Source organism: Microvirga sp. VF16 (assembly GCF_016864375.1).
Lineage (GTDB): Bacteria > Pseudomonadota > Alphaproteobacteria > Rhizobiales > Beijerinckiaceae > Microvirga.
Map to the genome: position 1 here is coordinate 987,620 of NZ_CP069354.1, position 20,704 is coordinate 1,008,323.

12 protein-coding genes are annotated in these 20,704 nt (G+C 61.9%); 9 read left to right on the plus strand and 3 right to left on the minus strand.

Translation table 11 applies throughout. From position 1 onward, the window contains the following. Positions 1–5 precede the first annotated feature (5 nt). The 5 genes from JO965_RS04680 (at position 6) to JO965_RS04700 (ending at position 5,405) form a co-directional block, all read left to right on the plus strand. Positions 6–2,351: a DUF3141 domain-containing protein gene (locus JO965_RS04680; protein WP_371826862.1), complete on the plus strand. Its 2,346-nt coding sequence runs from the start codon at positions 6–8 to the stop codon at positions 2,349–2,351. Further along, on the plus strand, positions 2,348–3,154 hold the full coding sequence (gene fabI, locus JO965_RS04685) for an enoyl-ACP reductase FabI (protein ID WP_203442553.1): 807 nt from the start codon (positions 2,348–2,350) through the stop codon (positions 3,152–3,154). The genes JO965_RS04680 and fabI overlap by 4 nt, the downstream gene beginning before the upstream one ends. 88 nt (positions 3,155–3,242) lie before the next feature. Next, positions 3,243–3,725 (plus strand): hypothetical protein, encoded by a 483-nt coding sequence (locus JO965_RS04690; protein ID WP_203442554.1) that lies wholly within the window; start codon positions 3,243–3,245, stop codon positions 3,723–3,725. Then, on the plus strand, positions 3,718–4,953 hold the full coding sequence (locus JO965_RS04695; RefSeq protein ID WP_203442555.1) for an HlyD family secretion protein: 1,236 nt from the start codon (positions 3,718–3,720) through the stop codon (positions 4,951–4,953). Before JO965_RS04690 ends, JO965_RS04695 begins: the two co-directional genes overlap by 8 nt. Positions 4,954–5,063: 110 nt before the next feature. After that, a complete protein-coding gene (locus JO965_RS04700; RefSeq protein WP_203442556.1) occupies positions 5,064–5,405 on the plus strand; it encodes a phasin family protein in 342 nt (113 codons plus the stop codon). A 176-nt stretch (positions 5,406–5,581) separates the two neighbouring features. Here the strand turns inward: JO965_RS04700 and JO965_RS04705 are convergent, their stop codons facing one another. After that, on the minus strand, positions 5,582–6,304 hold the full coding sequence (locus tag JO965_RS04705; RefSeq protein WP_203442557.1) for a response regulator transcription factor: 723 nt from the start codon (positions 6,302–6,304) through the stop codon (positions 5,582–5,584). A 518-nt stretch (positions 6,305–6,822) separates the two neighbouring features. On the opposite strand from JO965_RS04705, the gene JO965_RS04710 reads away from it, so the two are divergent. Continuing rightward, on the plus strand, positions 6,823–7,461 hold the full coding sequence (locus tag JO965_RS04710; protein WP_203442558.1) for a response regulator transcription factor: 639 nt from the start codon (positions 6,823–6,825) through the stop codon (positions 7,459–7,461). Between the two features lie 238 nt (positions 7,462–7,699). Here JO965_RS04710 and JO965_RS04715 read toward each other — a convergent pair whose 3' ends face one another. After that, positions 7,700–8,077: a hypothetical protein gene (locus JO965_RS04715; RefSeq protein WP_203442559.1), complete on the minus strand. Its 378-nt coding sequence runs from the start codon at positions 8,075–8,077 to the stop codon at positions 7,700–7,702. 364 nt (positions 8,078–8,441) lie between these two features. On the opposite strand from JO965_RS04715, the gene JO965_RS04720 reads away from it, so the two are divergent. From JO965_RS04720 to JO965_RS04730, 3 genes are all read left to right on the plus strand, one after another. Then, a complete protein-coding gene (locus JO965_RS04720) occupies positions 8,442–17,129 on the plus strand; it encodes a peroxidase family protein (protein WP_203442560.1) in 8,688 nt (2,895 codons plus the stop codon). Between the two features lie 119 nt (positions 17,130–17,248). Continuing rightward, a complete protein-coding gene (locus tag JO965_RS04725) occupies positions 17,249–18,997 on the plus strand; it encodes a type I secretion system permease/ATPase (protein WP_203442561.1) in 1,749 nt (582 codons plus the stop codon). Next, on the plus strand, positions 18,994–20,304 hold the full coding sequence (locus JO965_RS04730; RefSeq protein WP_203442562.1) for an HlyD family type I secretion periplasmic adaptor subunit: 1,311 nt from the start codon (positions 18,994–18,996) through the stop codon (positions 20,302–20,304). The genes JO965_RS04725 and JO965_RS04730 overlap by 4 nt, the downstream gene beginning before the upstream one ends. A gap of 80 nt (positions 20,305–20,384) precedes the next feature. Here the strand turns inward: JO965_RS04730 and JO965_RS04735 are convergent, their stop codons facing one another. After that, positions 20,385–20,603, minus strand: coding sequence for a hypothetical protein (locus tag JO965_RS04735; protein WP_203442563.1), 219 nt, complete (start codon positions 20,601–20,603; stop codon positions 20,385–20,387). Positions 20,604–20,704: the final 101 nt, after the last annotated feature.

Genomic DNA, 20,704 nt, shown 5'->3' on the forward strand with positions numbered 1-20,704 from the left:
CCAACATGCAAGTGAAGTTCGCGCAGGTTTACCAGGAGCGATGCTTAGGCGCGTTCCAGCGCTATGCCGAGGCGTTGAAATCCGCGAGCGAGCCGTGGCTGGAAGGCCCGGCCCGCCCGGTGACGCCCGTCGATCTCTGGCGCGATGCGAGTGCCTATTGGCTCGACTTCACCCAGCGGTCCATCCTGTTCTGGGACACCCTGCGCCAGCGCGGCAACAACTGGCTTGAGCATGAGAAGGCCGGCAAGCCGCCGCTGCTGGACTTTGACTGGGAGATGATTGCGGACGCCCGCACCTTCGAGCATCCGGCAAACTACGCCCTTGTGCGCATCGTTCCGCCCGACGGCGTCGAGACTGACCCGGATCGCCGCCCCTTCGTGATCATCGATCCGCGGGCCGGTCATGGGCCGGGCATCGGCGGGTTCAAGCAGGACTCGCAGGTCGGCGTGGCGCTCAAGGCGGGCCATCCGGTCTATTTCGTGATCTTCTTCCCGGAGCCGATGCCCGGGCAGACGCTTGCAGATGTGTCCCGCGCCGAGGCGGATTTCCTGCGCATCGTCGGCGAGCGCCATCCAAAGACTCGCAAGCCGGTCGTGGTCGGCAATTGTCAGGGCGGCTGGGCCTCCATGCTGGTCGGCGCCATTGAACCGGACCTCGTCGGACCCATCGTGATCAATGGGGCGCCGATGTCCTACTGGGCCGGCAACGATGGCGAGAACCCGATGCGCTATGCCGGCGGCATCCTCGGCGGCACCTGGCCCGCGCTTCTGGCGAGCGATCTTGGTGCAGGCAAGTTCGACGGTGCGTATCTGGTCGAGAACTTCGAATATCTCAACCCATCCAACACCTATTTCGACAAGTACTACACGCTGTTCTCGAAAATCGACACGGAGCCGGAGCGCTTCCTCGAATTCGAACGCTGGTGGGGCGGCTTCTTCCTGATGGGACGAGACGAGATCAAGTGGATCGTCGAGAATCTGTTCGTCGGCAACAACCTCGCGGATGGCGATGCCGAATGGTCCGAGGGCCGCGCCTTCGATCTGCGGGCGATCAAATCGCCGATCATCCTATTCGCGTCGCTGGGCGACAACATCACCCCTCCGCAACAGGCCTTCAACTGGGTGGCCGATCTCTATCCCTCCACGGAGGCACTCAAGGCAAACGGGCAGGTAATCGTCGGCCTGATGCACAAGAGCGTCGGCCATCTCGGCATCTTCGTGTCCGGCGCGGTCGCCAAGCGCGAGCATAGCCAGATCGTCGACCTGATCGAGTACATCGAGCATTTGCCGCCGGGCCTCTACGGCATGCAGGTGGAGGAGCAGAAGGTCGACGGAAGCGTGCGTTACGACGTGATGCTGACGGAGCGGCGGGTCGAGGACTTGCAGGTTCTGCAGAAATATGGCCGCAAGGACGAGGCGCCGTTCAAGGCGGTTGAAGCCGCCTCTGAGACGCTCGCCTCCACCTATGAGACTTTCGTTCATCCCGTTTTGGCCCCGATGGTTTCCCCGACTACCGCAAAGGTCGCGAGGACGTTCAATCCCCAGCGGGCGCAGCGCTGGTCGGTGTCGGATCTCAATCCCTTCCTGTGGCCGCTGAAGGGCATGGCCGAGATGGCCAGGGCGAATCGGACGCCACGAGACAATGACGGCCCGACGGCGGCAATGGAGCGCTGGATGGCGGCTGTCACATCCGCTTCATGGGATTTCTATCGCGACCTGCGCGACGCGTCGGTGGAGAATTCCTTCTTCCGCATTTACAGCCCGGCCAGCATCGGTATGGCTGCGCAAGACAAGGAAGCTGAAGCGGAAGCACCCATCGACATAAGAAGCGCTCCTCTGGTCAAGGAGGCGCTGGCGCATATCGAGGATGGTACCCGCACGGCGGGACTTGTCCGCGCGGCCCTCCTGTTGATGAAAGTCGGCACTGGACGGCGCCGGCTCTCGGCCATGAAGCGGGCGCGTGAACTCGTCGGCAAGGATGTCGGCTTGCTGGACATGCCGACAGACGATGCACGGGAGATCATCCGCAGGCAATCCTACATCGTGGACCTGGAACCGGAGAGAGCTCTGGCCGCCCTTCCCAAGCTTCTGCGGACACCTGAGGACAGGCGCATTACCCTCGATCTTCTCGGTCGTCTGGAGGGCAGGATCGAAGCCAATGCCCAGCAGGTTGCCCTGTTGGGTGAGATCCGTCGCCTCCTGTCCGACGACAGGGGGGAAGACATGGCGAAAGCCGAGCCCATTACTGTGACACTGCTCGAGAAAGATGCCGACGACCGCCCGGGAACGATGCCGCGGCAGCGAGCCACCCGGCGTGCCAGCGACAACCGACGCACGAGGCCAAGCTCATGAACGATCATCCGACCGAATTGTCCCAAGTCGCTCTTCAATCGAAGATCCTGCACGGCAAGCGGGCCCTCGTCATCGGAATCGCGAACGAGCATTCGATCGCCTATGGCTGCGCGCGGGTCTTCCGCCAGCTCGGGGCCGACCTCGCAGTCACCTATCTCAACGAGAAGGCCAAGCCCTACGTCGAGCCCTTGGCGAAGGAACTCGGCGCGTCGATCCTCGCACCTTGCGATGTGGGCCGCAGCGGCGAGCTCGAAGCCGTTTTCGGACAGATCCGCGAGACCTGGGGCAGCCTCGATATCGCGCTCCATTCCATCGCCTTCGCGCCGAAGGAGGATCTGCAGGGACGGCTCGTCGACTCATCCGGTGAGGGGTTCAAGGTGGCCATGGACATCTCCTGCCACTCGTTCATCCGCATGGCCCGCCTAGCCGAGCCGCTGATGAAGGAGGGCGGCACGCTGCTTGCAATGAGCTATCACGGCGCCAACAAGGTGGTCCCGAACTACAACCTCATGGGCCCGGTGAAGGCTGCGCTGGAGAGCGCCGTGCGCTATCTCGCCTATGAGCTTGGCGACAAGCATATCCGCGTACACGCGGTGTCTCCCGGTCCCCTGAAGACTCGGGCGGCGTCGGGACTGAAGGATTTCGACGTTCTCCTGTCCGAAGCCATCGAGCGCGCACCTATAGGCGAGCTGGTTGATATCGAGGATGTCGGCCTCACCGCAGCGTATCTGACCACACCTTTTGCGCGGCGGCTGACCGGGACGACGACCTATGTCGATGGCGGGCTCAGCATTATGGCCTGATGGATGCGCTCTGATGAATTGAAGAACAACGGAAAGAGTCGATGACGTCCAGCCTCTCACTCTTGAAACGATCCATAGGTATCGTCACATGACAGCATCGCTAAATCCTGCCGCGCCTCATCACCTGCCGATTTTCATCACCGCGCCCGGCGAGACCGATGTCCTGATGGTCGTCATGGCGGTGGTACTTTTGCTGGCGGTGCTGGCCGTCGGTCTTCTGTTCCTTCGCCTGCACACTCTGCCCGAGCGGATTGCGCATCGGTCCCACAAGCTGCAATTCGAGATCGTCGCCGTGCTGGGGCTTCTCGCCCTGTTCACGCATATTCACGCTTTCTGGGTGGCGGGCCTGCTGCTTGCCTTGATCGACATTCCCGACTTCGGCAATCCGCTTCGCAGGATCGCGGGCTCCGTCGAGAAGATGGCCGGCCTGAAGCCCGGCGAAGGTGCGGTCGAAACGCCGGAAGAATTGGGGAGTGCGCCGACGCCATCCGACGAGTCTGAGGAGAAGGTGGTCGACGTGCCGCAGACCGTGGCCCCGTCCAGGCTGCCGAAGGAGAAGATCCATGCTTGAGCTTCTCTTCTGCTCCCTGCTGACGATCCTGCCGGATTATCTCTATCGCCGCTACGTCCAGGGAAAGCGGATCGGCAAGGAAATCACGCTCTTCTCGATGTGGTTCGAACTGCGCTGGGGCCTCATCACCTGCCTGATGCTGACGATCGGGCTGATCACGGTGATTTTCTACAACCATCCCTCGACAAGCAGCGCGACCCTGTTGTTCCGATCCGTTCCGATCGTGTCCGAGACCAACGGGCGCGTGGCCGAGGTCTATGTCGGCCTGACCGGCGAGGTGAAGCAGGGCGCGCCGATTTTCCGGCTCGATAGCTCGACGCAGGAGGCCGCGGCCGAGGCCGCCCGGCGCAAGATCGCTGAGGTCGAGGCGGCGCTGGTCGTAGCGCGCTCCGACGTTGCAGCCGCCGAGGGCCGGATCCAGGAGGCCCGAAGCGCCCACCAGCAGGCGATGGACGAGCTGGCGACCAAACAGGAGATCTATCGCCGTAATCCCGGCGCCGTCGCCACCCGGGACATCGAGACACTCCAGGTCGCGGTGCAGGGCCGGCAGGGCACCATCGACGCGGCCACCGCAGCCAAGCAAGCCGCCGAAGCGCAGATCTCCTCGCTCCTCCCGGCGCAGAAGGCCAGCGCCGAAGCCGCCTTGGCTCAGGCCGAGGCGGAGCTGGCCAAGTCCGTCATCCGGGCCGGCGTCAACGGTCGCGTGGAACAGTTCACGCTGCGCGTCGGCGATATCGTCAATCCGTTCATGCGGCCGGCCGGGGTTCTGATCCCGGAGGAAGCCGGTCGACAGGCCCTGATAGCAGGCTTCGGGCAGATCGAGGCCCAGGTCATGAAGACCGGGATGGTGGCCGAAGCAACCTGCATGTCGAAGCCCTGGACGGTGATCCCGATGGTGGTCACCGGTGTGCAGGACTACATTGCGGCCGGCCAGTTCCGCGGCGGCGAGCAATTGATCGACCTTCAGCAGGTGTCCCGGCCGGGCACCATCCTGGTCTTCCTTGAGCCCCTCTACACGGGAGGGCTTGAAGGCGTCACGCCCGGCAGCAGTTGCATCGCCAATGCCTATACCAGCAACCATGACCTGATTGCCTCAGGCCAGGTCGGGGCCGTGCGCGGTTTTGCCCTGCATGCTGTGGATGCGGTCGGGCTGGTCCATGCGATGCTCCTGCGGATCCAGGCGCTCGTGCTACCCATCCGGACCCTGGTGTTCAGTGGTGGGCACTGACCTTGCGCTGATCGTTCCGGAGTGGTCTCCGGCGCAATGACATCAATTTGAAGCATGTGAGGGGTAGTCTTCGGTTCCGAGGAAAACACACGCTTTAAGGAGACTGATCGATGACCACAATGTCGAAGAAGTCCGCAGTTGCGGATACGGTGCGTGGCGTCAATGAACTCGCTTTTTCCAGCGACAGCAGCCGCGCTTTGGCCAATGCCGCGGAAACGTGGTTCGCGACCGCCACCGAATGCCATCGCGAGATGATCGGCTTCGTGTCCATGCGTCTTGAGAAGGACAGCGACACCTTCCGCGAAATGTTGGCCTGCAAGAATCTTACGGATGTGACGGCCATCCAGTCTCGGTGGATGGAGGACACGCTGCGCGATTATAATTCCGAGATGACCAAGATGATGACCATCTACACTAAATCCGCGAATGGCCGAGGCCGTACCGAAGGCTGATAATTATCTATCGCCAAGTGCCGGCTTGAGCCTGAGTAACGGCGGTAGAGCATCGGACCCAAAAGTGGGTCCGATGCTCTAGGAAGTGTAGTTGCCACAAGCAGGCATGGAGAGATGAATTGTTGCCCCGCTGAACGGAGACGACTGGCGGCTTTTCCCGAGAGAGAAAAGGGGTATTACGAGTGATAGGGTCTGCCTCCGGTCATGTACAGCTGATCGCTGCTGAAGCCACTTCCTTTTGAACTGGGCGAGCCAACCGGATAGCGGTTGAGGTTCTGTGCCGCGATTACGACTTCGACGCGGTTTCGGGCGTTGAGCTTCTGCATCAGGACTGTCATGTAGTGCTTGACCGTCCGTTCAGTAATGCCCAGACCCGTCGCAATTTCCCTGTTGGTCTTTCCATCGAGCAGAAGGCGAACGATCTGATCTTCACGAGCGCTCAGTTTGAGAGCCTCCATGGCGATCTTGCGCAGTGAAGCGTTCCGAAGGGCCGTGATGACGACGCTTCCAAAGTTGCGCGATACGTATATCTCGCCGGAAAACACGCTTCTCGCGGCGTGAAGAAGTTCGTCCAATGCGCAGGACTTGGAAACATATCCTTGCGCTCCCGCCTCAAGTGCGCTGACCGCGTGCTCTACGCTGGGCTCGGCGGTAAAGACAAGTACTCTAACGTTTGGGTGTTTGGCTTTGATTGCGGCAATTGTCGAAGGACCGCTCCCGGGAAGTGACGTATCCAAGATTATCAGTTCGGGTCGATGCTTTTCTACAATTGCGAGCGCCTCTCGATAGGTTCTGCCCGTTGCCACGATCTTGAAGTCATTTTGTAATCCCAGGACATGTGTAAGTCCCTCGATGATGATTGGATGATCATCAATCAAGGCAAGCGAGATCAATTGCATAAAATTCTTCCCCCCACACATGCCTGGAACAGGTCCGGATAACCCCAGTGATCCCCGATATGCGCAGCTAAGGAACGTATCCAAGAGCAGGCAGGGCGTCCCTGTCACGGAGGAGCTATTTTATGCTTAGAAGGGATTAACTCAGTGGGGGTATTGCGCGGTGAGGCTTGGTCATGACCAAGCTTGTCTGCAGCCGCACGTCTCTTCCACGTGGAATCCTTAAGAAATCGTTGTAATGCAACGACTTTAAAGCTTCGCGTCTGCGTATTGAGTTGTCTGATTAAACAATTTTGCTTAGAAAGACGATGCCTTTCTGAACTAAGGTATTGGTTATTATCAGTATAATGTCGATTGCAAGGGGTATGGTCTCCAATTAAGCTTACGAGCTGTAACTTCTGTTGGGGCTGAAGTGTCAAAATTAGCGCTGCTCGAGCGCGCGAGCATGATCTCGGCAATCGTGAGTCTGGTCCGCCAGTTCAGAGTGACGGGCAGCGGCATGGTTGCTGAGAAGAGGGAAAATGGTTGAGAAAATCCGCGTTGCCGTGGTGGATGATCACTCGCTTTTGCGGGCCGGAGTGATCCGGGCACTTGCGCTTGACGGTATGATCGAGGTTGTCGGAGAAGGAGCGTCCGCTGCAGATGCGATCGAGCTTGCAAAGAGGTATGAGCCCGATCTCATCCTGCTCGACATATCGATGCCTGGGGACGGGATTGAGGCAGCGCGGGTGATATGCAGCCTGCCAGTCCCACCTCAAGTCGTGATGCTGACGGTGTCGGAGGACGACGACGACGTGACCCGCGCCCTTGAAGCGGGCGCCGTGGGCTATCTCCTCAAGGGTATCAACTCGCCGGAGCTGATCGCTGCGGTGAAAAGCGTGAAAGCCGAAGGTTCCTTTATTTCTCCCAACCTCGCCCTTCGCTTGCTGTCGAGTAAAGCTCGGTCGGAAGCAGATGACCCATTGTCATCTCTTTCAGAAAGCGAGGAACGCACGTTGCGTCTGATGTCCTCTGGTTTCACCAATCGAGAAATTGGTGAGCGAATGAACGTGACTGAAAAGACGATCAAATTCCACGTCGGCAACATACTGAGGAAGCTCAACGTTAAGAACCGTCTCGAGGCAGCCCTGATCGCCAAGAGAGAATGGGGCGAACTGTAATATTCAATGGGCCTCTACCGACCTAGAGGCTACCAACAGCGAGGCTGGAACAGTTCACGATCTACCGAGGTGCCGATGTAAGTCGCCTTTTTACGTGGTCCGTTGCTCTTGTCGCCGCTACCTGCATGTTCCTTGCAAAGTGCTGGCGCAATCAAAATGGGCAGATCGGCCAATCTTCCCCATGAGGTCATTCAACGTCTGCGCTTCGGGTGCGACACCAACCTGATGTTGGAAACCCTCATGCTTTGTCTTTGAAGGAAAAGTGCTGTGACAGGAACTGAGATGTAAGCAGATCAAGTTTACATCTCAGTTCCATCTGCCGGCGATGAAACTCGTCTTGCAGGACGCCGATCTCCCCCTCTAGGTGATCCAGTTCCGATTGAAGCCGGGTGCTGAACCGGGGTGCTGCGATCTCAGGAATCTTGCTCCAACCTTGGGTGAGAGAGCGAATTCTCCGAAGCGTCTTCGGTCCGAAACCAGGCAACTTCAGTAAACGGGAATCTGGAATCTGAGCCAGCTCGGATGCGGAGGGGCAACGTCCGCCGAATTCTTCCAATATGCTTTCCTGAACGCGTTGATTGAAACGCGCGATTGGGAATGGGACATCCGGTTGCATGTCTCTCCGGCCTTCCAGTTCGTGAGTGCGTCACAATAACCGGTGTTTTTGATTGCGGCAGGACTACCCTCCTAAAGGAACCTGCATTCTACCCGTAAGTATAATTTGGAAAAACGCGGTCCGGTGCAGGGTCGGACTTTAGACCAGTCGAATGTCTGGCCCTTGGACCGAAGCTAACAGACCGAGGTCTTCCTGGACCTCGGACCATTTACTAAAAAACCGTTACACCTTCATCCGATGCCGCCCTCGCGGCTCTGGTCAAGACTGTTGGTGAAATTGCGGACCTGCGGGCCAGGAAGCCCCGGTCGCGGCAATGCGCAGATCACCAGCAATGTGGGCCGAGCCCACCCAGAGGGGAAGCATCATGGTCAATCTCGTCAAGCACGACCTCGAATTCATTCTGAAGCAGATCAAGATTGCAGAAGCGCACGCTGCCGGAGGAGACCTGCGCAAGCTCGTCGCCGAGGCGGGAGGGCTCGATCCCAATGCCGCCACCACGCCGACCCAGGCATTTCTGCTGCCTTACGGTCTGCGCACGGTTGACGGCACCTACAACAACCTCGTCGAAGGACGCGAGACCTGGGGCGCCGCCGACCAGCCGTTCCCGGTCCTGACGCCGCCCGATCATGTGGACGAGAACGACGACCCCGCCCTACCGCTCGGTCCGACGACGGTCGTGTCCAACAACGACTACGGCCAGATCGGAGGCAACGTCGTCGATTCCGATCCGCGGATCATCTCCAACCTCGTCGCCGACCAGACGCTGAACAACCCTGCCGCCATCAGCGCGGCACTGACCTATGCCGGTATCACGGGCGCGGCCCAGATGACCGCTATTGCGCAGATCCAGGCCGCCCGCGCGGCGATCGCGCAGGCGGAGGCCACTGCCGGAAGCGCGCCCGGTGCCATCCCGGACCTTCAGGCCGCCGTCGATGCGGCTGAGGAGGCGCTGGCGGATGCCCAGGCAGCCTTCACCGCGGCACAGACGCAGGCTTCGACGGACCAATCAGCCCATGCGACGGCTGTGACGAACCTCGCCGCTGCGCAGCAGGCCTTCAACGACGCGAAGGCCGTGTTCGATGCCATGAATGGCCAACTCGGGATCGCGACCCTCAATCTCAACGCCGCCGAGCAGGTCATGGAGGATGGGCAGGCCGCCGTCAACGCGGCGCAGGCCCGGGTCGATGCATCCGCTGCGGCGCTCCAGGATGCACGGGATGCCGTAGCCACCGCAACTGCCGAGAAGGCGGCGGCCGAAGCTGAGCTGTCCTCGGCCCAGACGCAACTGGCCCAGCATAACGCCGCTCATGCGGCAGCCGTGGAGGCGCGCGATGCTGCCCAGCAGGAACTCGATGCCGCGCAGGCGGTTCTCGACGGTCTCATCGCGAGTGGTGCCGACGACCTGAGCGATGAGATCGCACAGGCCCAGGTTGCCGTCGATACCGCCCAGCAGGCCCTGAATGATGCCCAGAACACCGTCAATGGCGCTCAGGCTCAGGTCGGGCTTTCCACCGCGGAGGTCGAGTCCGCCAATGATCGCGTGAATGCCGCAACCACGGAGCTGGCGAATGCCGAGGCCGCCCTCGCGCCGCTTCAGGCAGAGGCGGACGCCGATTATGCCGCGCATCAGACGGCCCTGACGAACCTCGCCAGCGCCCAGCAGACGCACGACGAGGCGAAGGCTGCGTACGATGCCATCATGGCAGACGGCGTCGATACTGAAGACCCTGTGGAATGGGCCGCCTTCCTTCAAGCGAACGCCAAGTTCAGAGCTGCCCAGACGACCTTGGCAGAGAGCAAGACCGCGGAGGCCGACGCCAAGGCGACAGCCGATGCCTCTGCTGCGGCTGCCGATGCCGCCCAAGCAGACGTGGACGCGGCAACCACGGAGCTGAATGACGCCAACACGGCCCTTGCCGGAGCCCAGCTCCGGTTGGAGGCTGCCCAATCCGCCTATGATGCAGCAGTGGACCTCCACGATCTGGCCCAGACGGCATTGCAGGATGCGCAGTCCGTGCTCGATGGACTCAACGAGCAGAGCGAGGCCTACGCTGACGCGCTCGCAGACGTTGAAGCTGCCCGGCAGGTCTTTGACGACAGGCAGGCTGACGTGGATGCCGCCTTTGCGGAGGTCGGCCTCTCTACCGTAGCGGTCGAGGCTGCCAATAGTCGCGTGAACGCCGCGACCACGGAGCTGGCGAATGCCGAGCAGGCTGTCGAGGCGGCTGAGGCGCAGTTAGCGGAGGACGTGGCCTTCCACGCCACGACAGTGGCGACCCTCGCCAATGCCGAGGACGCCATGAACGACGCCCAGGCCGTGTACGATTTCGTCAGTACCCGGCTCCAGGAGGCCAACGATGACTACGTCGCGGCCCAGGAGGCCCTGGCCACCGCCCAGACCAATGAGACCGATGCACGGGCGACGGCATCGGAATCCGCCGCGGCGGTCACGGAGGCCCGGGCCGACGTGACGACGGCAGCCACTGAGCTAACGGCTGCCGAGGATGCCCTTGCCGATGCGCAGGGAGCGTCCCAGGCCGTCACGGCCGCGCAGACGGCCCTCGCCAATCTCCTGAGCCAGCTGGGCATCCAGATGGACGGCAACACCGTCCTCATCCCGAACGTCGCACCCGACATCGGCGACTCCGCCCCCTACAACTCACTCTTCACCCTGTTCGGCCAGTTCTTCGACCACGGTCTCGACCTGATCGCCAAGGGCGGCAGCGGCACAGTCTACATCCCGCTCCAGCCGGATGATCCGCTCTACGTGCCGGGCAGCCACACCAACTTCATGGCGCTGACCCGTGCGGCCGTACCGGGCGGCGAGAACATGAACGTGACCACGCCGTGGGTCGACCAGAATCAGACCTACACCTCGCATCCCTCGCACCAGGTCTTCTTACGCGAGTACACGACTGGCCCTGACGGCAAGCCGGTCGCCACCGGCAGACTGCTCGACGGCGAGCGTGGCCTCGCCACTTGGGCCGACATCAAGGCGCAGGCCCGCGACATGCTCGGCATCGACCTGACGGACGCCGACGTCTCCATGGTCCCGCTGCTGCGCACCGACCCCTACGGCAACTTCATCCCCGATCCCGACACCGGCTATGCGCAGGTGATCGTCGGCTTCGGCAATGACGGCACTCCGAACACCTCCGACGACATCGTGATCTCGGGCACGAAAGACGCACCGGTGAGCTTGGCGACCGCTGCCCGCACGGCCCACGCTTTCCTCGACGATATCGCCCATGCGGCAGTACCCGTCGTCGTGGGTGGTGTCCTTCAGAATGACGGCGACAGCGCGGTCGGTTATGCGAATGCCGACGGCTCGACAACCGGTCTCGTCAACACCCGCGGCCAGCAGACTGCCTACGACGACGAGCTGCTCGACGCCCACTACATCACGGGCGACGGACGCGGCAACGAGAACATCGGCCTGACCGCCATCCACCATGTCTTCCACTCGGAGCACAATCATCTCGTCGACCAGGTCAAGTCGCTGGCGCTCTCGAGCGGCGACCTCGGCTTCCTGAACGAGTGGCTGCTCGTTCCGGTCACGGCGATCCCGACCACCGATGCGGATAAGGCTGCCCTGAAATGGGACGGCGAGCGCCTGTTCCAGGTCGCCCGCTTCACCAACGAGATGGAGTACCAGCACCTCGTCTTCGAGGAGTTCGCCCGCAAGATGCAGCCCGATGTCGACGCCTTCGTGTTCGAGCCGTCGGTCGACATCAACCCGGCGATCTTCGCGGAGTTCGCGCAGGCCGTGTACCGCTTCGGCCACTCGATGCTCAACGAGAACATCGACATGATCACCGTCAACGGCCAGCAGATATCGATGACGCTGTTCGAGGGCTTCCTCAACCCGCTCGAATTCGGCGCGACCAATGCGAATGGCGAGGTGGTCGTGGATCATGAGCAGGCGGCCGGCGCGATCATCCGCGGCATGTCCCGCCAGCACGGCAACGAGATCGACGAGTTCGTCACACACGTACTGCGCAACCAACTCGTCGGCATCCCGCTCGACCTCGCGGCGCTCAACATCGCTCGAGGCCGTGATCTCGGCCTGCCGTCCCTCAACGAGGCCCGTGCACAGTTCTACCAGATGGCAGGGCAGGACTCGCAGCTCAAACCCTACGTGAGCTGGGCCGACTTCGCGCTGAATCTTCAGAACTCGCTGTCGATCGTCAACTTCATCGCAGCCTACGGGAAGCACCAGAGCATCCTCGATGCGACCACGATGGAAGCAAAGCGCGCCGCGGCGGCACTGCTCGTGTTTGGCGGCACGGGTGCTCCGGAAGACCGTCTCGACTTCCTGAACTCGGAAGGGGATTGGACCACCGAGAATTCCGGCCTCAACGACATCGACCTCTGGATGGGCGGTCTTGCCGAGAAGAAGATGGACTTCGGCGGCATGCTGGGTTCCACCTTCTCCTTCGTCTTCGAAGCCCAGTTGGAAGCCCTCCAGGATGCCGATCGGTTCTACTACCTCTCGCGTGTTCAGGGTCTCAACCTCCTGAACGAGCTCGAGAACAACTCGATGACGGACATCATCATGCGCAACACCGACCTCGGCGACGAGGGTCGGACCGCGCTCCCGGGCGACATCTTCGCCACGCCCGCCCATACCCTCGAGATGATCATCTCGAAGCAGGTCGGTGCAGACCCGGTCTGGGATAACCCGGTTCTCCAGGCTCTCTCGCCGCTGGTGGTGCGCAAGGACGTCGACGGCGATGGTGACCTCGACGTGCTGATCTACAACGGCACCGACCACGTGGTCATGGGCGGCACGTCCGAGAACGACCTGATCGTGGCCGGCGAGGGTGACGACACCGTCTGGGGCTATGAGGGCAACGACACCATCGAAGCCGGTTACGGCGTCGACATCATCCATGGCGGCAAAGGCGATGACATCATCACCAATGCCGGCACCGATATCGGCATGACCGACAAGCTGCACGGCGAGGAAGGCAACGACGTCATCCAGGGCGGCTCGGGCTTGGCGCTGCTCTTCGGCAACCAGGGTCAGGACTTCCTGATCGCCGGTCCGGACGGCAAGCAGGTCTTCGGCGGTACGGATAACGACTTCATCCTCGGTGGTGACGGCGGCGACTTCCTCATGGGCAACGAGGGCGACGATTGGATAGAGGGTGGCGCACGCTTCGATACGCTGGCCGGCGAGAACTCAGAGCTGTTCTTCAACTCCAGCATCATCGGACATGACGTTCTCAATGCCGGGACCGGTGACGGCGACTACGATGCCGAGTCCGGCGACGACATCATGTTCCAGGCCGAGGGCATCCAGCGCAACAACGGCATGGCCGGCTTCGACTGGGCCATCCACAAGGGTGACAACGTCGCGGCGAACTCCGACCTCGGCATCCCGCTCTTCGACAACCAGGAGGCGTTCATCCTGCGTGACCGCTTCGACCTCGTCGAGGGCCTGTCGGGCTGGAAGCACAACGACATCCTCACCGGACGCGTTGCGGCGGTCAACACAAGGGCGGAGGCCACGGGCACGGCTGCAATCCCGGGACCTGACTCCCCGCTCGAGTCCTTCTCCAACGACCTGTTGCAGAAGAACGTCGCCCTCATCAACGGGCTTGACGACCTGGTGGCGCACCGCACCCGTATTCCGGTTGTGGACGCCCAGGGCAGGCCGGTCCTCGATGCCAACGGCAATCAGGAAATGATCGTGCTCGACACCTCGCAGGCCGCGGACATCATCCTCGGCGGCGGCGGCAGCGACACCATCAAGGGTTTTGCCGGTGATGACATCATCGACGGTGACAAATGGCTGAACGTCCGCATCCGCATCACGACGTCGGAGGGTGTCTTTACCGCCGACGGCATGACGGGGAAGGTCTACCGCGATGCTGATTATGACCACGGGGCTCCGAAGGATGGTGCAACGCCAGTCTTCGACGGCAAGACCCTCGATGCTCTGATGCTTAGCGCGACCATCAACCCGGGCCAGCTCAGCATCGTCCGCGAGATCGTCGACGGCGACCTCAACGACAGTGCCAACGACGTGGCGGTCTACGGCGACGTGCGGGCGAACTACACCTTCACGAAGAACGCCGACGGCAGCTTCACGGTTGAGCACGTGAACGTGACGATTGAGACCGATCCGACCACGGGCAACAACCGCCTCTCGGACGGCACCGACCGACTGTTCAACATCGAGTACCTTCAGTTCGCCGATCAGAAGGTCTTGATCGCGCAGCGACAGGCAACAGGAGCGCCGACGCTCTCCGGCACCGAGAACGTGTTGACGGCCAATACGGATGCCATCGCGGATCTCAACGGCCTCGGCACCTTCAGCTTCCAATGGGAGTTTTCGAACAACCTGGGAGCGACTTGGACCCCCATCAATGGGGCCACGCAGCGGAACTACACGGTTCCGGACAACCGGGTCGGGCAGTTCATCCGCGTGGTGGTGAGCTTCACGGACGATGCGGGCAACCAGGAAAGCGTTGCATCAGTGATGACGGCGCGGATCGGCTCCAACTCGAACTTCAACGGCGACAACTTCACCGGTACCGCTGCCCCGAACCTCATCAACGGTCGCAACGGCAATGACACGCTCTCCGGCCTTGAGGGAGACGACGTGATCAATGGCGGCGCAGGTAATGACTCGATCACGGGTGCAGCCGGGAACGATGCCATCAGCGGCGGCACGGGCAACGACACCATCGACGGTGGCGACGGCAACGATACCATCGACGGCGGATCGGGCAACAACGTCCTCAATGGCGGTGCCGGAAACGACGTCTTCCTGTACGAGATCGACGGTGGAGGGGCGACTTCGACCTTCAATGGCGGTGCCGACACCGACGCAGTCAGCATCTTCGACTCCGGAACTGGCAGTGAGACTCTGACGGTCGCCTTCAACGGCACCCGTCTGACCCAGGTCGAAGCGGCAACGATCAACGCCGACATCGAACGGGTGGTGGCGGATCTCGGGGCGGGCAATGCCGACGCGATCGATTATTCGACGGCCACCAGCGGTGTCACGGTCGACCTCTCGGCGGGAACGGCCTCCGGCTTCGCGGCGATCGCCGGGATCGAGAATGTCGTGGGCTCCAACAATGCCGATACCCTGATCGGTGACGGATCTGCCAACGTCCTCGACGGGCGCGGCGGCGCCGACACCCTCCGCGGACTTGGTGGTAACGACACCTACGTCGTCGACAATGTCGGGGATGTGGTGGACGAGAGCGCTGCTGGTTCCGGTGGTGTCGACAGAGTCGAGACGGCTCTCGCGAGCTACACTCTGACGGCTGGCGTCGAGAACCTCGAATACACCGCTAACGGCGCTTTCACGGGCATCGGAAACGCTCTCAACAACGTGATCGATGGAGGTGGCGGCGGAGATAATCTCTCTGGTCTCGATGGTCTCGACATTCTCAACGGCAATGGCGGCAACGACACCATTGACGGTGGAGCTGGGAACGACACCTTGGATGGTGCCACTGGTAACGATGTCCTGAATGGCGGTGGTGACAACGACGCCATCTTCGGTGGCTCTGGCAACGATACCATGAACGGCGGAGCCGGGAATGATGTCCTCGACGGTGGAAGCGGCGTCGACAGAATGACCGGCGGCGACGGTACCGACACCTTCGCGTTCGATGATGACGAGACCGGCACCGGTGCGAACCGGGACGTGATCACGGACTTCGTTCAGGGTGTCGACAAGATCAATCTCGCGGCCATGGACGCGAACAGAAGCACGTTTGCCTTCGGAGACCAGGACTTCACATTCATCGGGACCGGAGCCTTCACCAATGGTGGCCAGGTACGCTACCGCTATGACGCAGGCACCAACCAGACCATCGTGGAAGGGCGCTCCGCCTCCGGCATCTTCGGTCAGTCGACGATCGCATTCGAGATCGCACTGTCCGGACAAGTGACCCTGACAGCGGCGGACTTCATCGGTATCACCAACGCTCCGGCACAGGTGAACCAGCCGCAGAGTCTCCTCTCGGCTCAGGTGCCGTCCATGGCGGAGAATGCGTCGGCCGGTACGGTGGTTGCGAGCCTGATGGAGCTTGCTCCGGAAGCGGCCAACCTGGTCTCGTTCTCTCTTCAGGGAGCGTCGAGCACCCTGTTCGAGATCCGAGACGGCAATGTCGTGCTGAGGCAGGGAGCTTCCCTCGACTTCGAGACCCAACGCTCTCACGAGCTGACGGTCGTCTTGACGGACTCTGACGGCAATGCCGCGCAGCAGACCTTCAAGATCGAGGTGGAGAACATCGGCGGCAGCGTGAAGGGATCGTCCAGGTCCGAATCCTGTCAGGGTACGGATGAGGAAGATCGGATGGAGGGTGGACGCGGTCATGACCGTCTCCACGGCAATTCGGGCGACGACCAACTCCGCGGCGGCGATGGCAACGACCGACTGTACGGCGGCGAGGGAAGCGACCGGATGTGGGGCGGCAAGGGCAACGACGTCTACTACGTAGACAGCGTCGATGACCGGGTCTACGAGAGCCGCAACCAGGGCATCGATACCGTGTCCTCGTCCGTGAGCCACAAGCTCGGTTCGAATTTCGAGCGACTGTTCCTGACCGGAAGCGACGACGTGAACGGCACGGGCAACAGCCTCGCCAACGTCCTGAAGGGCAATGCCGGCGACAATATCCTCAAGGGCGGCGGCGGACGGGACACCATGTCCGGCGGCGCAGGCGAGGACCGCATCTACGGCAATTCGAGCCATGATCGCCTCTACGGCGGCAACGGCGAGGACCGTCTCTATGGTGGCAGCGGCGACGACCGCCTCGTGGGTGGCAAGGGGGATGACTTCCTCCAGGGCAATTCCGGACGCGACATCTTCGTATTCGAACGGAACGGCGGCCGGGACACCGTGACAGACTTCCGCGACGGTCATGACCGGATCGACGCGAGGAGTCTGTCCAAAGTCGACAGTCTGTCCGATCTGCACGTGGCCCGCACCGGCGACGACACCGTCATCACCCACGGCGACGATGTCCTCGTCCTGAGGGGCGTCTCTCCTGCCGATCTTGATCAGACCGACTTCATCTTCTGATCGCTGAAAAGCACCCTGCCGGATCATGTGTTGCTCCCGGCGGGGTGACCTGGAGCCGGATGTCGCAATCCCCCCAATGCGGCATCCGGCTTCATCCTTCATTCTCCGAGGACACGACTATGTCTTATCCATCCGCCAAGGGACGCATCAGCCTCATGGCATCCTGCCGCGGCGCCCTGCTCGGGGTCGCCCTGCTCAGCGGCCTGATCAACATTCTCTACCTGTCGGGTTCCCTCTACATGATGGAGGTCTACGATCGGGTCCTGCCGAGCCGCAGCGTCCCGACGCTCGTCGGTCTCTCGACCATCATCCTCGCGTTGTTCTTGTTCCAGGGTCTGTTCGACATGCTCCGCAGTCGCATCTTCGCCCGCGTCGGTGCTGCGGTTGATGAAGACCTGAGCCAACGTGTCTTCCGCTTCCAGGTCGCCGCACCCCTGCGCGGGAAGGCCGAAGGCGACGGACAGCAGCCGCTGCGCGATCTCGACCAGATCCGCGCCTTCCTCGCCGGCGGCGGCCCGTCGGCGCTGTTCGATCTGCCGTGGATTCCTCTCTATCTCTTCATCTGCTTCGCGTTCCATCCGCTGCTCGGCTGGGTCACGGTGGGCGGCGCCTCGGTCCTCGTCGCCTTCACGGTGCTGACGGATGTGCTGACCCGCAAGGCCTCCAAGGCGGCGGTTCAAGCGGCATCCCAGCGCAACGGCATCGGCGACGGCGCCAGGCGCAATGCTGAAGTCGTGCACGCCATGGGCATGGCCGGGCGGCTAGGACTGATGTGGGGGCAGGCCAACGCGCAGTATCTCGGACATCAGCAGCAGGCCTCGGACGTGTCCGGTGGTCTCGGCGCGTTCTCAAAGGTGATGCGCATGACGCTGCAATCCGGCGTGCTGGGCATCGGAGCGTATCTCGTCATCCATAACGAGGCGACGGGCGGCATCATGATCGCCTCATCGATCCTGGTGTCCCGGGCGCTCGCTCCTGTCGAACTCGCCATCGCGAACTGGAAGGGCTTCGTCGCAGCCCGTCAGGGCTGGTCACGGCTTCGCACTTCCCTCGAGGACGACGGCTCCGACATTCGACCGCTCCAGCTCCCGGCACCGAAAGCCTTGCTGTCGGTCGAGAGTGCCGGATCAGGCCCGCCCAAGAGTCAGCGCTTCGCCGTACAGGATGTCTCGTTCGAGATGAAGGCCGGGATGGGACTCGGCATCATCGGCCCGAGCGCCTCCGGCAAGTCGTCGCTCGCCCGCATGCTCGTTGGCGTTTGGCCGACATGGCGCGGCAAGGTCCGTCTCGACGGCGCGGCACTCGATCAGTGGCTGCCCGAGGATCTGGGGCAGCATATCGGCTATCTGCCGCAGGACGTCGAACTGTTCGCCGGTACGGTCGCCCAGAACATCGCCCGCTTCCATGCTGACCCGAAGCCGGAGGACGTGGTTCGGGCCGCCATGGCCGCCGATGTCCATGAGATGATCCTGCACCTGCCTCAGGGCTATGAGACGCAGGTCGGGGAGGGCGGTGCTTCGCTTTCCGGCGGTCAGCGCCAGCGCATCGGCCTCGCCCGCGCGCTCTACGGCAACCCGTTCCTCGTCGTCCTCGACGAGCCGAACTCCAATCTCGACAACGAGGGTGAGCACGCATTGACCCGGGCCATCCTCGGTGTGCGCGAACGCGGAGGCATTGTCGTGGTGATTGCCCACCGTCCGAGCGCTCTTGCTGGCGTCGACCACATTCTTGTCCTCGATGAGGGCGTGGTCCGCAAGTTCGGCACCAAGGAGGAGGTTCTCAGCAGCGTCCTCCGCCCAGTTCCAGCCAACAACGAACATCCATCCAGCACGGTCAGGCCCGCGGAAGCACGGGGAGCAGCGTCATGAGCGGTACCATCAATTCGAAAGCACGCCAGTCCATCACCCGCCATACCCGTCTTGCGCTCGGCGGTGTCGCTCTTCTCGTCGGCGGTCTCGGCGGATGGGCCTGGACGACCGAGCTGTCAGGAGCTGTCGTCGCGCCGGGCATGGTCGTCGTGGACAGCCATGTGAAGAAGGTCCAGCATCCGACCGGTGGCGTCGTCGGCGAAATCCTCGCCCGTGACGGCGATCGCGTCAGGGCGGGCGATGTCGTCATCCGTCTCGATGAGACAGTGGCAAGGGCCAATCTTGCGATGGTTGCCAAGAGCATCGACGAGATGATTGCCCGCAAGGCACGGCTTGAGGCGGAGCGGGATGGAACGGAGACGATCCGCTTCCCGGTGGACCTCGTGACTCGCGCAGGCGAATTGGACATTGCCGAACTCATGAATGGCGAGCGGCGTCTGTTTGATAACAGGCGGGAGGCGCGCTCAGGTCAGAAGTCGCAGCTCCGGGAGCGGGTGGCACAGCTCGTCGAGCAGATTGACGGCACCAAGTTGCAGGCGGCGGCCAAGGCGGATGAAATTGATCTGATCGCATCCGAGCTCACGGGCGTCCAGGAATTGTGGAAGAAGAACCTCGTTCCAATCACCCGTGTGACCTCGCTGAAGCGCGAGGAGACGCGGCTTCGGGGCGAGCGTGGGCAGCTCATCTCGACGGTCGCTCAGGCGAAGGGCCGGATCAGCGAAACCGAACTGCAGATCATGCAGATCGACCAGGATCTGCGCAGTGAGGTCTCCACCGAGCTACGCGAGGTCCAGGCGAAGATCGCCGAATTCGTGGAGCGCAAGGTCGCGGCCGAGGATCAGTTGAAGCGCATCGACATACGCGCGCCACAGGATGGAACCGTACATCAGTCGGCTGTACACACGATTGGAGGCGTCATCGGACCGGGCGATATCCTGATGCTCGTCATGCCGGAGGGCGACAAGCTGTCCATCGAGGTGAAGGTTGCGCCGCAGGATATCGACCAACTCCGTCAGGGCCTCGATACTGTCCTGCGGCTATCGGCCTTCAATCAACGCACGACGCCGGAGATCAAGGGGCATGTCATGCGCATTGCCGCCGATCTCGTAACGGACGAGCGCAGCGGCATATCCCACTATCCTATCCGGATTGCCATTGCAGAAGGCGAGCAGGAGCGCCTCGGTTCCGCGAAGCTACTGCCGGGCATGCCCGTGGAAGGCCTCATCCAGACAGGTTATCGGACAGTGTTCTCGTATCTGACGAAGCCAATTGCCGACCATCTGGCGCGTGCTTTCAGGGAAGAATAGGCCCACGAGGTGTTCGAGACGGACGCTTCAGTGAAATTTGCCGGGGCATTCGGGTCTCCCGCGGCTTGGATCGAGGCAATTCAGGGAACTTCGTCGTGCTGAAACGTGAGCCGTTCGAGACTGAGAAAGAGACACTGGAGGATCTGCTTGCTCACGTGACGGCAGAGCTCACTTCTCAGAGGATCGTAACTGACCTGATCGTCTGTGCCTTGTGCGTCGATGTCCGGGGTCTCATCGGAAGCTCGCTTCTGCGCGCGCTTGATGTCGTTCAGGGCGAGCTTGAGGCTAACCTCGGTCACCACGACCTCCTGGCCGCCTCGTTACGAGAGCGGCGTGAAGGTCTGCATGACCTGATGATAGAACGGGCTTTGGAGAAGGTCACAGGTAGCAGCCATTGAGC